Here is a 13,110-nt window from a genome sequence, read left to right as displayed (position 1 = left end):
AGTGACCGGGCCTACGAAGCGAGTGACCGGGCCTACGAAGCGAGTGACCGGGCCTACGAAGCGAGTGACCGGGCCTACGAAGCGAGTGACCGGGTCGGCGGCGGGTAGACCGTGCCGTCCTGCAGGTCGAGCAGATCGAGATTGAGCTCGGCGGCCAGCCGCTCGATCGTCTCCAGCACCACATCCGGGCAGTCCTCGTTCAGCCGCATCTCGATGTGGTCGGCGGCGGCGTGCAGCGGAGCTACCGCCCACGGCGATCCGGCCACCGAGGCGCGTGGCCCCCGATCGGGATAATGGCTGGTCAGGGCGTCATAGAAGGCAACGACGCGGGGGTCGGCCGGGCGCTGTGGGTGCTCACCACGCGCACAGCGCGCATTGGCGTCCCGCACGGCGTCCGGTGGGTCCGTCTGGTCCATCGCCCACACCACTAGGTCGAAACTCACCGGCGCATGGTGCCATCACCGCGGGCGACTCGCCGGAACTACGCCGCCGACACGCGGGGGATGCGTCTTGCGCGTCATTAGTCCGCATCGCTAGCGTTGTCTTTGTCGTGCTGTCCGCCGGTGGGCTCGTCTTCGGGTGATGAGTCTGCCGCGCGCACCGCGCGACTGTGTATCCCGGCGGGACCGATCCACGCGTACTCGTCGCAACAGCCCCCGTGACCGTTTGCCGCGGTCCGGGGGCTGTTCTGTATCCCGGGGCTTGGGACCGAGTTACCGTAGATCGGGACAGCCGGACTAACCTGTGACCCAATCAGGGGCGACCAGAGGAGCGGAAAAGTGAGCGTGGCGCGGATCGCGGTGGTGGCCGGCGACGGCATCGGGACCGAGGTGACCGCGCAGGCCCGGAAGGTGATCGAGGCCGTGCTCCCCGGCACCGAGTTCGACGACTACGACCTCGGCGCTCGCTTCTACACCCGCACCGGTGAGGTGCTGCCCCAGGCCGTCGAGGACGAGCTGGCCCTGCACGACGCCATCCTGCTCGGCGCCATCGGCGACCCGAGCGTGCCGCCGGGCGTCCTCGAGCGCGGCCTGCTGCTGAAGCTCCGCTTCGACTTCGACCAGTATGTGAACCTGCGCCCGTCCAAGCTGTGGCCCGGCACCACCAGCCCGCTGGCCGGCGTGAAGCCCGGCGAGATCGACATGGTCGTGGTCCGCGAGGGCACCGAAGGCCTCTACGTCGGCGCCGGCGGCGTCCTGCACAAGGACACCCCCGCCGAGATCGCCACCGAGGAAAGCCTCAACACGCGGTACGGCGTCGAGCGGGTCATCCGGGACGCGTTCGCCCGCGCCCAGCGCCGCGACCGCCGCCATCTCACCCTGGTGCACAAGACCAACGTCCTGACCAAGGCCGGCAGCCTCTGGGCGCGCACGTTCGCCGCCGTCGCCGCCGAATACCCCGAGGTCACCACGGAATACCAGCACGTCGACGCGGCCAGCATGTTCATGGTCAGCAACCCGCAGCGGTTCGACGTGGTGGTTACCGACAACCTCTTCGGTGACATCATCACCGACATCGCCGCGGCCGTTACCGGCGGCATCGGCATGGCGGCCAGCGGGTCCGTCAACCCGGAGCGCAAGTACCCGTCGACCTTCGAGCCGGTGCACGGCTCCGCGCCGGACATCGCCGGCAAGGGCATCGCCGACCCGGCCGCCGCCATCCTCTCCGCGTCCCTGCTGCTCGAGCACCTCGGTCACCACGACGAGGCCCGCCGGGTCTCCGAGGCCGTTGCCGCCGAGGTCGCCTCCCGCGCCGCGGGTGCCACCCTGCGCACCGCCGAGGTCGGCGACCGGGTCGCGGCCGCGCTCTGACGCGCGTACCCCCTGCGACCGTTGTCTTAACGGCCGTTCGGGGTATCTTTCAGGAGCGCTGCGGGGTGAACGCATGCCCAATTCTTTTCCTCAGAAAGCAGGTCTCCTGGTCATGAGCGGTGGTGACAACCTCGATTTCGAGATCCGTCCGAACCCGGCACCCGTAGCCGAGTCCGAGCGCGAGGCACTGCTGGCCAACCCCGGCTTCGGCCGCGTCTTCACCGACCACATGGTGACGGTGCGCTACGCCGACGGTAAGGGCTGGTATGACGGCCGGGTCGAGGCCCGCGCGCCGATCTCGATCGACCCCGCTTCCGCGGTACTGCACTACGCGCAGGAGATCTTCGAGGGCCTCAAGGCGTACAAGATGGCCGACGGCGGCGTGGCGATGTTCCGCCCCGACGCCAACGCGGCCCGCTTCGCCCAGTCGGCCCAGCGAATGGCCATGCCACAGCTGCCGCAGGCCGCGTTCCTCCAGTCGCTCCGCGAGATCATCCGGATAGACGAGAATTGGATCCCGCAGAGCGAGGAGGGCAGCCTCTACCTGCGCCCCTTCGCATACGCCAGCGAGGTCTTCCTCGGCGTGCGCCCCGCCCTCGAATACCTCTACCTGGTCATCGCGTCCCCGGTCGGCGCCTACTTCTCCGGCGGCGTGAAGCCGGTCTCGGTGTGGGTAACCCCCGACTTCACCCGGGCGGCCCCCGGCGGCACCGGCGCGGCGAAGTGCGGCGGCAACTACGCGGCGGGCCTGTCAGCCCAGGCCGAGGCCATCGAGAACGGCTGCGACCAGGTCGTCTACCTCGACGCGGTCGAGCGGAAGTTCGTCGACGAGCTGGGCGGCATGAACGTGGTCTTCGTCCTCGACGACGGCAGCCTGGTCACCCCGCCTTTGACCGGCACGATCCTCCCGGGCATCACCCGAGACTCGGTCATCAAGCTGGCCCAGCGGGCCGGCCGCCGCGTCGAGGAGCGCCCGGTGAGCATCGACGAGTGGCGCGAGGGCGCGGCGTCGGGTCGTATCCGCGAGGCCTTCGCGTGCGGCACCGCCGCCGTGATCACGCCGATCGGCACCATCAAATCCCCGGACTTCGAGTTCACGGTGGCCGATGGTGGCTCCGGCTCGGTGACGATGGCCCTCCGCAAGGAGTTGGTTGACATCCAGCGTGGTCGCTCCGCTGATCCGTTCGGCTGGGTTCATCGGGTCCTTTGACCCCGGGCTCTCTCACTCTGGGACGGCTGAGGGCCGGGGGTGACCACGCTGGGCGGTAAAGCATCTATGCCCTGCGTGGTCACCCCCGGCCCTCAACCTCGCGTGGGAACAACTGGCGGCCAGGACTCGGTCACCCGCTGCTGATTGCACGGTCCGGCCGAGCGGTCCCCTGACGGCAACCGGTCGGGCTGCCGCGCTGTGGCACAGCCAGGAGACTCACTTACCCGGGCGGACCTGAGTGGTGGGTCAAGCGAACATTCAGCGCCGCCCACGGCCGAAGCAAGAAAAGGTCAAACCCGTGGTGGGTACAGGTGGGTAGTGGTGGAACCCCTTATAAAGCTTGCGCGCTCGCGCCATAGCCAGGTAACCAAACCAGGGGAAGACACCACGAAGCGCTCAAAGTCAACGTAAACAACGGCGGGGGCACGCAAGCTCTAAAAGCCCCCTCCAACCCCCCACCCGTACCCACCACGGGTTTGACCTTTGCTTTTCCGCGTGAGCGGCACTTCGCGCAGTAGACAGGTGACCAAACGAGGGGTGGACAGGACGAAGCGTTCAAAGTCGACTTGGACGACGGCGGGGGCACGCAAGCTCTAAAAAGCCCCCTCCAACCCCCACCCGTACCCACCACGGGTTTGACCTTTGCTTTTCCGCCGAAGCGTTCGAAGTCGACCTGGACTACGGCGGCCACACGCAAGCTCGTTAAGGCTCTTCCCTTCCCACAGTTCGGGGCAAACCCGTGGGGGGTACGGGTGAGGGCTTGGGCAACCCTTTTGAAGCTTGCGCGCTCGCGCCGTGGGCCAGTTACCTGGCTATGGGTGACGAAGCGTTCGCAGTCGACTTGGACAACGGTGTCCTCTCGCCGTTCGCATCTATGGCCGTGGGCGGCGCTGAATGTTCGCTTGACCCACCACGCAGGTCTGCCCGGGTGAGTGGAATGCCTGGCTGTGCCACCGCGCGGCAGCCAGACCGGTTGCCGTCAGGGGACCGCCTGCTGGGCCGTGCACTCGGCTGCGGGTGACCGGAGTCCTGGCCGTCAGGTGTTCCCACGCGAGGTTGAGGGCCGGGGGTGACCACGCAGGGCATAGATGCTTTACCGCCCAGCGTGGTTACCCCCGGCCCTCAGCCGTCCCAGCGCAAGAAAGCCTAGGAGAGCAGGTGCCCCCGCAGAGAGGAAATCTCTTTGCCGAGAAGCCCGATATCCCGGACATACTCCTCAACCGACCCGTGCATTTCCCGCAAATCAGACAGGAACATCAGCATGGCCCCCGGCGGGGAATCGAACATGTGCTCATTGCCGAGAACGGCCGAAGGATGGTTCTCCAGCAGGTAATCGGTGAGCCGCTTCATCGACGAGGTGGTCAAGGCGTAGTCGGCCGCGATGTCCTCGTCGGACACGCCAAGCAACGACAGAGTCAAGGCGCAGACCGTGCCGGTTCGGTCCTTGCCCGCCATGCAGTGCACGATCACCGGCGCCCGCGAAGGATCGGCGATGATTCGCAGCGAGGCGAGCAGTGCCTCCTGGCCGTCCTCCGCGAAGTTCAAATACCGATCGGCCAGCCAGCGCTCGTGGACTACGTCGTCCGGGTGGTCGATCTCCTCCCAGTCGACGTGCTGCAGGACCAGATTGCGGTAGTCCAGGCCGTAGCGCTCGGCCACTCGGCCGTACCGCTCGATCTCGAACGGCCGCCGCAGGTCGATCACTGTCCGTACGCCCAACGAGGCGAACGCGGCTGCGTCCTCTTCGCCGATCCGATGCAACGCGTCCGAGCGGAACAGTCGCCGCCACTGCACGGTGCGCCCGTCCAGCCCGGCGTAACCGCCCACGTCACGGAAGTTGTAGGTCTTCGAGAAACCAAGATTCCGGGGGTACGACTCGGTCACCACGCCCCCAACCTAGTCTCGAAAGGTGGAACAACGCTTCCCACGAAGGCCGAGAGTGGCATGCTTCATGTCGTGACCCACTCCGTGCTGATTATTGGCACCTAGCGCGCCGGCTGACTCTTCGCCGACGCGCAGACCTCCCGCATCCGCGGGGGGTCTTTTTGTTGGGCCCGCCAAACCATCCTCGGAAAGGGACTTCCCCCATGGACTACCAGGTCTTCGACACGACACTGCGCGATGGCGGGCAGCGTGAAGGGATCAGCTATTCGGTTGCCGACAAGCTCGCGGTGGCGAAGCTGCTGGACGAGTTCGGCGTGGGCTTCATCGAGGGCGGGTGGCCGGGCGCGATGCCCAAGGACACCGAGTTCTTCGAACGGGCGAAGACCGAGCTGGACCTGAAGCACGCGCTGCTGGTGGCGTTCGGCGCGACCCGCAAGGCCGGCGTGGCCGTCGAGGCGGACAAGCAGGTCAAGGCGCTGCTCGACGCCGAGACCCCGGTGGTCTGCGTGGTGGCGAAGTCGGACATCCGGCACGTCGAGCGGGCGTTGCGGACGACCGGCGACGAGAACCTGGCGATGGTCCGGGACACGGTCCGGTTCCTGAAGGCGAACGGTCGTCGCGTGTTCGTCGACTGCGAGCACTTCTTCGACGGCTTCCGCTTCGACCCGGCGTACACCGCGAGCGTCGTGGAGGCCGCGTTCGAGGCCGGCGCCGAGCGGGTCGTCATGTGTGACACGAACGGCGGCATGCTCCCGTCGATGATCACCAAGGCGGTGCAGGAGGTCGTCGAGCGGACCGGTGTGGGCGCCGACCAGCTCGGCATCCACTGCCAGAACGACACGTCCTGCGCGGTCGCCAACACGATCGCCGCCGTCGAGGCGGGCGTGAAGCACTTCCAGTGCACCGCGAACGGCTACGGCGAGCGCCCCGGCAACGCCGACCTGTTCGCCACGGTCAGCAATGTGCAACTCAAGCTCGGGATCACCGTTCTACCGGACGGCTGCCTCGAGAAGGCGACGCGGGTTTCCACCGCGCTCGCCGAGATCGCCAATATCGCCCCCGACACCCACCAGGCCTACGTCGGGGCCGCTGCTTTCGCTCACAAGGCGGGGCTGCACGCGAGCGCGATCAAGGTGGATCCGCTGCTCTACAACCACGTCGACCCGTCGGTGGTAGGCAATGACATGCGGATCCTGGTGACGGAGATGGCCGGCCGGGCCAGCATCGAGCTCAAGAGTCGCGAGCTCGGCCTGGATCTGGCCGGCCACCCGGATGCCGTCTCGGTGGTCACCCAGAAGGTGAAGGACCTGGAGGCGGGCGGCTGGTCGTTCGAGGCCGCGGACGCTTCCTTCGAGCTGCTGGTGCGGGCCGAGCTGCCGGGCGAGGGCTACGCCCGCCCGTTCACCCTGGAGTCGTACCGGGTGCTGGTCGAGCACCGTGAGGACGGCGCGGTGGTGTCCGAGGCGACCGTCAAGGTCCGGGTGCGCGGCGAGCGGGTGATCGCCACCGCCGAGGGCAACGGCCCGGTCAACGCGCTCGACGAGGCGCTGCGGGTAGCGCTGTCGCAGCACTACCCGCAGCTGAAGACGGTCGAGCTGACCGACTACAAGGTGCGCATCCTGGAGGGCAGCCACGGCACCAACGCGGTCACCCGGGTGCTGCTGGAGAGCGCCGACGGCAACCGCGACTGGACCACGGTCGGCGTGCACGAGAACATCGTCGAGGCCAGCTGGGTGGCGCTCGTCGACGCCCTCACCTACGGTCTCGCCCGCACCACCGCGGCGGCTTAGAGCGGCGGCCGGCCGGCGGCGGCGATCAGCGCGATCGCCTCCGCCGCCGGCATCGCCGGTAACTGACGTCCGTCGCGCAGGCGCAGGGCGATCAGGTTGTCGGCCACCTCCCGCTCGCCGACGATTCCTGCGTACGGGATTTTCCGGTCGACAACCGCAGCCCGGATGCGCGCGCCGAGCGAGCCCTCCTCGTGCACCTCGGCCCGCAACCCGGCCTCGATGGCAGCGGCGGCGAATCCGCGGGCCGCCTCGGCCTGGCCGGCACCGAGTGGCAGCACGTCGATCTGCACCGGCGCGTACCAGACCGGGAACGCCCCGCCGTGCACCTCGATGAGGTGGCCGAAGAGCCGTTCCATCGAGCCGATCAGGCTTTGATGCACCATGACCGGCCGTTCCCGCCCACCGTCGGCGGCCGCGTAGGACAGGTCGAACTGGGCCGGCTGGTGGAAGTCGATCTGGATGGTGGCGAGGGTCCAGTCGCGCCCGGCCGAGTCCTCGATCTGCACATCGATCTTCGGCCCGTAGAAGGCGGCCTCGCCCGGCACCTCGTCGAACGAGATGCCCGCGTCGACGAGCGCGGACCGCAGCAACACCTCGGCCCGCGCCCACATCGCGTCGTCCCCGGCGTACTTGCCGGAGTCGCCGCGCAGCGACAGCCGGACCGCGGACGGCGCGAATCCGAGCGCGTCGTGGGCCACCCGCATGAGGCGGAGAACCGACCCGACCTCGTCGCCGACCTGGTCGAGGGCGCAGAAGTTGTGCGCGTCGTCGAGCTGGATGGACCGCACCCGGGCCAGCCCGCCGAGCACCCCGGAGCGTTCGGCCCGGTACATCGGCCCGACCTCGGCGATCCGCAACGGCAGGTCACGGTAGGAGCGTTGCCGGGATTTGAAGATGAGCGCGTGGTGCGGGCACTGGCTGGGCCGCAGCACCAGCTCGTCACCGCCGAGCCGGATCGGCGGGAACATGTCGTCGGCGAAGTTCTGCCAGTGCCCCGACATCTCGTACATCTGGCGTTTGCCGAGGGCGGGGGAGTGCACGTGCCGGTAGCCGTTGCGGCGTTCCAGCTCGTGCAGATAGGACTCCACCTGGTGGCGCGCGGCGGCGCCGTCGGGCAGCCAGAACGGCAGGCCCGCACCGATCAGCGGGTCGGAGTCGAAGAGGTCGAGCTCACGCCCGAGCTTACGATGGTCGACAGACACAGGGGTCTCCTCGAAAAAGAGGGCGAGACCCCCGGCTCCGGGCATCTCGCCCGGAGCGGTCGCAGTTCAGCGATGATCGACACCGGGTGGAACCGGCGTCGTCGTCTCGAAGCTGCGCATCATGCGACCAGGCTAGGCCGCAACGTTCGGGGAGAGCATCCGAATTACGCTGGGCCGGTGACCACGCCCCGCTTGGAGATCGAGTACTGCACCCAGTGCCGCTGGCTGATGCGCGCCGCCTGGTATGCGCAGGAGGTGCTCACCACGTTCCCGCGCGACCTCGGCGAGGTGGCGCTGGTGCCCGGCATCGGCGGCGTCTTCGAGATCCGCCTCGACGGCGAGAGCCTGTGGTCCCGCAAGCAGCAGGGCGGTTTCCCCGAGCTGGCCGACCTGAAGCGACAGGTGCGCGACCGGGTCGCCCCCGACCGCGATCTGGGCCACACCGACCGATCCGCTCAGTCGTCGGAGAGCAGCTGAAACAGCACGTGGTCGCGCCACTCGCCGTCGATGTGCAGGTAGCGCGGTGCCAGCCCGTACCGCTGGAAGCCGTTGCGGTGCAGGACCCGCTGGGACGCCGCGTTGTGCGGTTGCACGCCCGCCTCGACCCGGTGGAGGCCGAGCTCGCCGAAGGCGAGGCGGCAGATGTGCGCGACCGCCGCCGACGCCCGGCCCTTCCCGTTCGCCTGCTCGGCCACCCAGTAGCCGAGGTCGGCGGAGAGGGACGGCCCGCGGACGATGCCGCTGAGGGTGATCCGGCCGCAGATCCGGCCGTCCTCGTCGAGGATCACGTGCGGCACCGCGGAGCCGGCCGCGGTCAGCCGCAGCACTTCTTCGAGGTAGGCGGCCTGCCCGTCCGGGGTGAAGAACTCCGCCGGGCGAAACGGTTCCCACGGCGCCAGGAAGTCGCGGTTCGCGACGAGCAGCGCGGCCAGCTCGGGTGCGTCGCCGACGGCGACGAGACGGGTGGTGGTCACGCCGATCATCATGCCGCCGGCACGGTGATGACCGCGATAAGGGCACGGTGGTCGGTGTTGGGGATCCGGTGCGCGCTCATTTGGCGTACGCCGATCCGCCGGTCGACGAGCACGTGGTCGATGGTCACCTTCGGAACTCCGCGGTGCTCCATGTACGGCCAGGTGGTGACCAGCCCGGTGCCGGTGGCGTCGCCGGCGTCCCGGTAGCCGGCGTCGACCAGCTTGCGCATCGAGCGGTGGTCGAGCGTCGCGTTGAAGTCGCCGAGCAGCACGCGCGGCGGCCCGTCCGCCTCCGGCTGCGGCTCCTCGGCGAGGTCGGCCTGCCAGAGCCGGTTCTCGGGCAGCGTGACCGGCGCCCGCGGATGCACGGACTCGAACAGCACCGGCCCGGCCCCGAGCGGCTGAATCGTCCCGTACGCCTGCCGGAAGCCACCGCCGTACCGCCGATCGCCGGCCCCGGTGAGCGGAAAGCGTGAGTAGATCCCGGAGCCGGACGCGCCGGGTTCGTCGCCGAGCGACGAGTACGGCAGCAGTTCGAGAAGCCCGTTCTTCTCCAGCCCGCGCCGCCCGCTCGGGCTGAACTCCTGCAGCGCGAGCACGTCGACCTTGTTCTCCCGGACCAGCCGCACGATGGTCGCCGGGTCGGCTCCGCCGATCCGCATGTTGCTGGTCATCACGTGCAGCTCGACCCCCTGCGACGGCCCCTGGTCGCTGGTCCGGGCCCGCGGCATCACCAGCACGGCGAAGGCCAGGACGATGGCGAACGCGACCGCCGCGGTGGGCCAGCGCCGGAAGCCGACGGCCAGCACGGTGGGCACGAGGCTCCAGAGGGCGACGTACGGCGTGAAGGCCATCAACTGCACGAGCAGCCCGCGCTCCCAGCCACCCACCCGCAGAACGAGCCAGACGAGGGCCGGAACCACCAGAAGCCACAGCAGCACGCTGACCACCTTGCGTTGCTCTTTCGGTACGTGGACCGGCCGGACCACCGCAGCCGTGCTGATGATCTTCATGTGGCCGAGGCTAGCGGCGTGACACCCACTTCCAGGCCGTCATCACGAGGTCTCCACAACCCCTTCACCCGGCTCACTCCGTGAACGACTCCGGCCCGACCACCCGCAGCAGTTCGAGGCTCGCCGCGGTGGACGTCCCGGCCGGGGCGGTGAGCAGCACGAGCCGCTGGTCGTCGGCCGGGGTGAGCAGGACCTCGGAGTCGAGTTCGAGCAGGCCTACGGACGGGTGCTGCAGGCGCAGCCGGGTGGTCCGGTTGACCGCGACCTGCGAGAGCTGGGTGCGCTGCCGACAACGTACGGCGAGGGCCTGATCGCCCGGGTCGAGGCGCTGGCGCCGCAGGGCGTGGACGCCGTCTTCGACGCCGCCGGCCAGGGCGCTCTGCCGGATTCGATCACCCTGCGCGGCGGCACCACGGACCGGATCATCACGATCGCCGACCCGACGGCCGCGGACCACGGCGTGACGTTCTCGTCCTCCGGCACCCCGACCCCCGAGGCCTTGGCCGAGCTGGCCCGCCGAGCAACCATCGGCGAGCTGCGGATAACGGTCGCCGAGACCTACCCCTTGACCGAGGCGGCCCAGGCCCAGACCCGGAGCGCAACCGGCCACACCCGAGGCAAACTGATCCTGCTCCCGTAGCTCAGGCCATTTGTGTTTTTAGCGTTTACGGCCTACGGTTTGAGTGTGGGTGAGCTCCTGACTACCGGCGAGGCGGCCGACCTGCTGGGGGTTTCCCGCCAGCAGGTCGTCAACCTTTGCGAGCGCGGCGACCTGCCATTCGTCAAGGTCGGCAAACATCGGCGAGTCGAGCGCAGCGGCGTGGAAGCGTTGTTGCGACCCAAGCCGAAGCTGACCCGCGACCAGGTGAAATCACTCTGGTTGCATCAGGCGGTCGCCGGTGCGCTGGTCTCCGACCCCGACCCGGTGCTGGCAAAGGCCCGACAGAACCTGGAGCGGCTGCGCCGCCAGCACCGGGACACGATGGCCGAGATCTGGCTCGCGCGCTGGCAGGAACGGATCGACGAGGGTCCCAGCGCCGTCCTCCGGGCGCTGACCTCGGAAGACCCGGAATCCATCGAGCTCCGGCAGAATTCGCCGTTCGCCGGCGTGCTCCCACAGGATTTGCGCCGCAGGGTCCTCGACGCCTTCACCCGCAGCGGATGGGACCGGGCGGCCGACTGACGAGCCGCCGGGCTGTTTAGGTGGCCGGGACGGTCAGGGCTGCTATTACGGCTCGGTGGTCGCTGCCGGGGACGTTGTGTACGGATAGCTCGCGTACGCCGATGCGGGTGTCGGCCAGGACGTGGTCGAGGGTTACCGGGGGGAGGTGCTCGCCGCCGTACGGGCCCCACGTCGGGATCAAGCCCTTGCCGAGCGTGTCGGCGGCGTCTCGGTAACCCTCGCGGATCAGCTTGCGGACCGGGGCGTGGTCGAGGGTCGAGTTGAAGTCGCCGAGCAGGATGCCGGGGTTGCCGTTCGGGTCGGGGGTCGGCTCGTCGGCCAGGTCGGTGCGCCAGTCGCCGAGCACCGAGACGGCGTACGGGGCGATCGGGTGGGCCGACTCCACGTTCAGGGCTTTGGCGCCGGGGGGCTGGATCGTCGCGTACGCCTGGAAGTTTCCGCCCTTGCCGAAGATCGAACCCGGGTCGGTGATCGGGAAGCGGGAGTAGAGGCCGGAGCCGGTGGTGCCGTAGATGTCGGCGAGCGAGTGGTACGGCAGCAGCTTGTCGAGGCCGGCGTCGAGGAGTCCCCACTTCGTGTCGGGGGTGAACTCCTGCAGGGCCAGGATGGCCACGTCGTTGTCCTGGACCAGTTTGACCAGCGCGGCCGGGTCGGCCCGCCCGAAGTAGACGTTGGCCGTCATCACGGTCAGGCGGACGCCGGTGGCCGGGCCGCGGTCGGTGTCCGGCAGCGCGCGTGGCAGCACGCACACCGCCATCAGCGCGGCGGCGAGCAGGGCGGCCGCCGCGACCAGCCATTTCCGGGTGAGCAGCGCGATCACCATCGGGATCAGGGTCCAGGCCGCGGCGTACGGGGTGAAGGCGAACAACTGCACCAGCGGGCCGCGTTCCCAGCCGAGCACCCGGATGACCGCCCAGGCCAGGCCGGGCAGCACGAGCAGGGCGAGCAGCGCGGTGCGGAGCGCCCGCCGGGCCGGTCGGACGTCGGTCGGCGTGCTGGTGAGCGTCACGGGGCCGACGGTATCGGCCCGGCGGTTCCGATCATGGTTATTGTGATTCGGGTGACCGAAATCAAACCCGGACGGTTCAACAGCATCACCGATGTGGCTGGAATCCGGGTCGGTCATCACGAGCGGATCGGCGACGGATGGCTCACCGGCACGACGGTGGTGCTGGCCCCGCCGGAGGGTGCGGTCGGCGGCGTCGACGTGCGCGGCGGCGGCCCGGGCACCCGGGAGACCGACCTGCTCGACCCGCGCAATCTGGTCGAGCGGGTGCACGCGGTGATGCTGGGCGGCGGCAGTGCGTTCGGGCTGGATGCCGCGACCGGGGTGATGCGGCGGCTCGCCGACGCGGGGATCGGGTTCCCGATCGGTGTCGAGCCGGGCCAGGTGGTGCCGATCGTGCCGGCGGCGGTGCTGTTCGATCTCGGCCGGGGCGGCGGCTGGCGAAACACGCCGGATGCGTCGTTCGGGACCGCCGCTTACGACGCGGCGAGCGACGGGCCGGTGGCGATGGGCACGGTCGGTGCCGGCACGGGCGCGAAGGCCGGTGGTTTGAAGGGCGGGATCGGATCGGCGAGCTCGGTGGCCGGCGGCCTCACGTTGGGGGCGATCGCTGCGGTGAATGCGGTCGGTTCGTGCGTTGACCCGGCGACGGGCGTCCTTTACGGGCTGCCCTACGGCTTAGAAGACGAATTCCCGGACATTTCGCCGCGGAAGGAAAGCCCGGCGACCGAACCGGGCCTCAACACCACGATCGGCGTCGTCGCCACCGACGCGAGCCTCACCAAGGCCCAGTGCCAGAAACTCGCCGGCGTCGCCCACGACGGCCTGGCCCGAGCGATCCGGCCGGCCCACTCCATGCTCGACGGTGACACCATCTTCGCCCTGGCCACCGGCGTCGGACCGACCCTGGGGATCGCGGAGTTCAACGCGCTGCTCACCGTCGCCGCCGACACGTTCAGCCGGGCGATCGTGCACGGCATGCTGGCCGCGACCGGGGCCGGTGACTTCCGGGGCTACCTGGAGGGGTAGCCCCGGAA

At 69.3% G+C, this 13,110-nt stretch carries 14 protein-coding genes; 7 read left to right on the top strand and 7 right to left on the bottom strand.

The genetic code is table 11. The annotated features are described in order from the left end of the window. Positions 1-74: 74 nt before the first annotated feature. Positions 75-416 carry a hypothetical protein gene (locus Adu01nite_RS01860; protein WP_379138387.1) on the bottom strand — a complete coding sequence of 114 codons (342 nt, stop codon included), beginning with the start codon at positions 414-416 and terminating at the stop codon, positions 75-77. Between the two features lie 369 nt (positions 417-785). On the opposite strand from Adu01nite_RS01860, the gene Adu01nite_RS01855 reads away from it, so the two are divergent. Next, the gene (locus Adu01nite_RS01855; RefSeq protein ID WP_203724449.1) at positions 786-1,811 is read left to right on the top strand and encodes a 3-isopropylmalate dehydrogenase; all 1,026 of its coding nucleotides are present in this window, start codon (positions 786-788) and stop codon (positions 1,809-1,811) included. A 112-nt stretch (positions 1,812-1,923) separates the two neighbouring features. Continuing rightward, entirely contained in the window at positions 1,924-3,021 is a 1,098-nt protein-coding gene (locus Adu01nite_RS01850) for a branched-chain amino acid aminotransferase (RefSeq protein ID WP_203724438.1), read from the top strand. A gap of 1,146 nt (positions 3,022-4,167) precedes the next feature. On the opposite strand, the gene Adu01nite_RS01845 is transcribed toward Adu01nite_RS01850, so the two are convergent. Further along, on the bottom strand, positions 4,168-4,905 hold the full coding sequence (locus Adu01nite_RS01845; protein ID WP_438871062.1) for a tyrosine-protein phosphatase: 738 nt from the start codon (positions 4,903-4,905) through the stop codon (positions 4,168-4,170). Between the two features lie 203 nt (positions 4,906-5,108). Here Adu01nite_RS01845 and cimA point away from each other — a divergent pair, with 203 nt between their 5' ends. Then, the gene (cimA, locus tag Adu01nite_RS01840) at positions 5,109-6,695 is read left to right on the top strand and encodes a citramalate synthase (protein WP_203724436.1); all 1,587 of its coding nucleotides are present in this window, start codon (positions 5,109-5,111) and stop codon (positions 6,693-6,695) included. Here the strand turns inward: cimA and thrS are convergent. Beyond that, on the bottom strand, positions 6,692-7,897 hold the full coding sequence (gene thrS / locus Adu01nite_RS01835) for a threonine--tRNA ligase (protein WP_239132060.1): 1,206 nt from the start codon (positions 7,895-7,897) through the stop codon (positions 6,692-6,694). The two genes, cimA and thrS, sit on opposite strands and share 4 nt — an antisense overlap. 177 nt (positions 7,898-8,074) lie before the next feature. Between thrS and Adu01nite_RS01830 the strand changes: the two genes are divergently transcribed. Next, positions 8,075-8,374: an Rdx family protein gene (locus Adu01nite_RS01830; protein ID WP_239132059.1), complete on the top strand. Its 300-nt coding sequence runs from the start codon at positions 8,075-8,077 to the stop codon at positions 8,372-8,374. Here the strand turns inward: Adu01nite_RS01830 and Adu01nite_RS01825 are convergent. From Adu01nite_RS01825 to Adu01nite_RS01815, 3 genes are all read right to left on the bottom strand, one after another. Next, the gene (locus tag Adu01nite_RS01825; protein WP_203724433.1) at positions 8,353-8,871 is read right to left on the bottom strand and encodes a GNAT family N-acetyltransferase; all 519 of its coding nucleotides are present in this window, start codon (positions 8,869-8,871) and stop codon (positions 8,353-8,355) included. The genes Adu01nite_RS01830 and Adu01nite_RS01825 overlap by 22 nt on opposite strands. Positions 8,872-8,879: 8 nt before the next feature. After that, positions 8,880-9,884 carry an endonuclease/exonuclease/phosphatase family protein gene (locus Adu01nite_RS01820; protein WP_203724432.1) on the bottom strand — a complete coding sequence of 335 codons (1,005 nt, stop codon included), beginning with the start codon at positions 9,882-9,884 and terminating at the stop codon, positions 8,880-8,882. A gap of 73 nt (positions 9,885-9,957) precedes the next feature. Continuing rightward, the gene (locus Adu01nite_RS01815) at positions 9,958-10,341 is read right to left on the bottom strand and encodes an MmyB family transcriptional regulator (RefSeq protein ID WP_239132058.1); all 384 of its coding nucleotides are present in this window, start codon (positions 10,339-10,341) and stop codon (positions 9,958-9,960) included. Here Adu01nite_RS01815 and Adu01nite_RS47505 point away from each other — a divergent pair. Both Adu01nite_RS47505 and Adu01nite_RS01810 read left to right on the top strand, forming a co-directional pair. Next, entirely contained in the window at positions 10,228-10,524 is a 297-nt protein-coding gene (locus tag Adu01nite_RS47505) for a zinc-binding dehydrogenase (RefSeq protein WP_239132057.1), read from the top strand. The genes Adu01nite_RS01815 and Adu01nite_RS47505 overlap by 114 nt on opposite strands. A gap of 45 nt (positions 10,525-10,569) precedes the next feature. Beyond that, positions 10,570-11,067 (top strand): helix-turn-helix domain-containing protein, encoded by a 498-nt coding sequence (locus tag Adu01nite_RS01810; protein ID WP_239132056.1) that lies wholly within the window; start codon positions 10,570-10,572, stop codon positions 11,065-11,067. A gap of 16 nt (positions 11,068-11,083) precedes the next feature. On the opposite strand, the gene Adu01nite_RS01805 is transcribed toward Adu01nite_RS01810, so the two are convergent. After that, on the bottom strand, positions 11,084-12,076 hold the full coding sequence (locus Adu01nite_RS01805) for an endonuclease/exonuclease/phosphatase family protein (protein WP_438871060.1): 993 nt from the start codon (positions 12,074-12,076) through the stop codon (positions 11,084-11,086). 51 nt (positions 12,077-12,127) lie between these two features. Between Adu01nite_RS01805 and Adu01nite_RS01800 the strand changes: the two genes are divergently transcribed. Next, positions 12,128-13,102, top strand: coding sequence for a P1 family peptidase (locus tag Adu01nite_RS01800; protein ID WP_239132055.1), 975 nt, complete (start codon positions 12,128-12,130; stop codon positions 13,100-13,102). Positions 13,103-13,110 lie beyond the last annotated feature (8 nt).

This window comes from Paractinoplanes durhamensis (assembly GCF_016862175.1).
Lineage (GTDB): Bacteria > Actinomycetota > Actinomycetes > Mycobacteriales > Micromonosporaceae > Actinoplanes > Actinoplanes durhamensis.
Note: the sequence above shows the minus strand (reverse complement) of the source record. Positions and strands in the feature narration are given on the sequence as shown.

Bases quoted from the DNA above. Each gene is read 5' to 3' on its own strand.
- Adu01nite_RS01860 (WP_379138387.1), bottom strand. From the start codon at position 416: ATGGACCAGACGGACCCACCGGACGCCGTGCGGGACGCCAATGCGCGC.
- Adu01nite_RS01820 (WP_203724432.1), bottom strand. From the start codon at position 9,884: ATGAAGATCATCAGCACGGCTGCGGTGGTCCGGCCGGTCCACGTACCG.
- Adu01nite_RS01850 (WP_203724438.1), top strand. From the start codon at position 1,924: ATGAGCGGTGGTGACAACCTCGATTTCGAGATCCGTCCGAACCCGGCA.
- cimA (WP_203724436.1), top strand. From the start codon at position 5,109: ATGGACTACCAGGTCTTCGACACGACACTGCGCGATGGCGGGCAGCGT.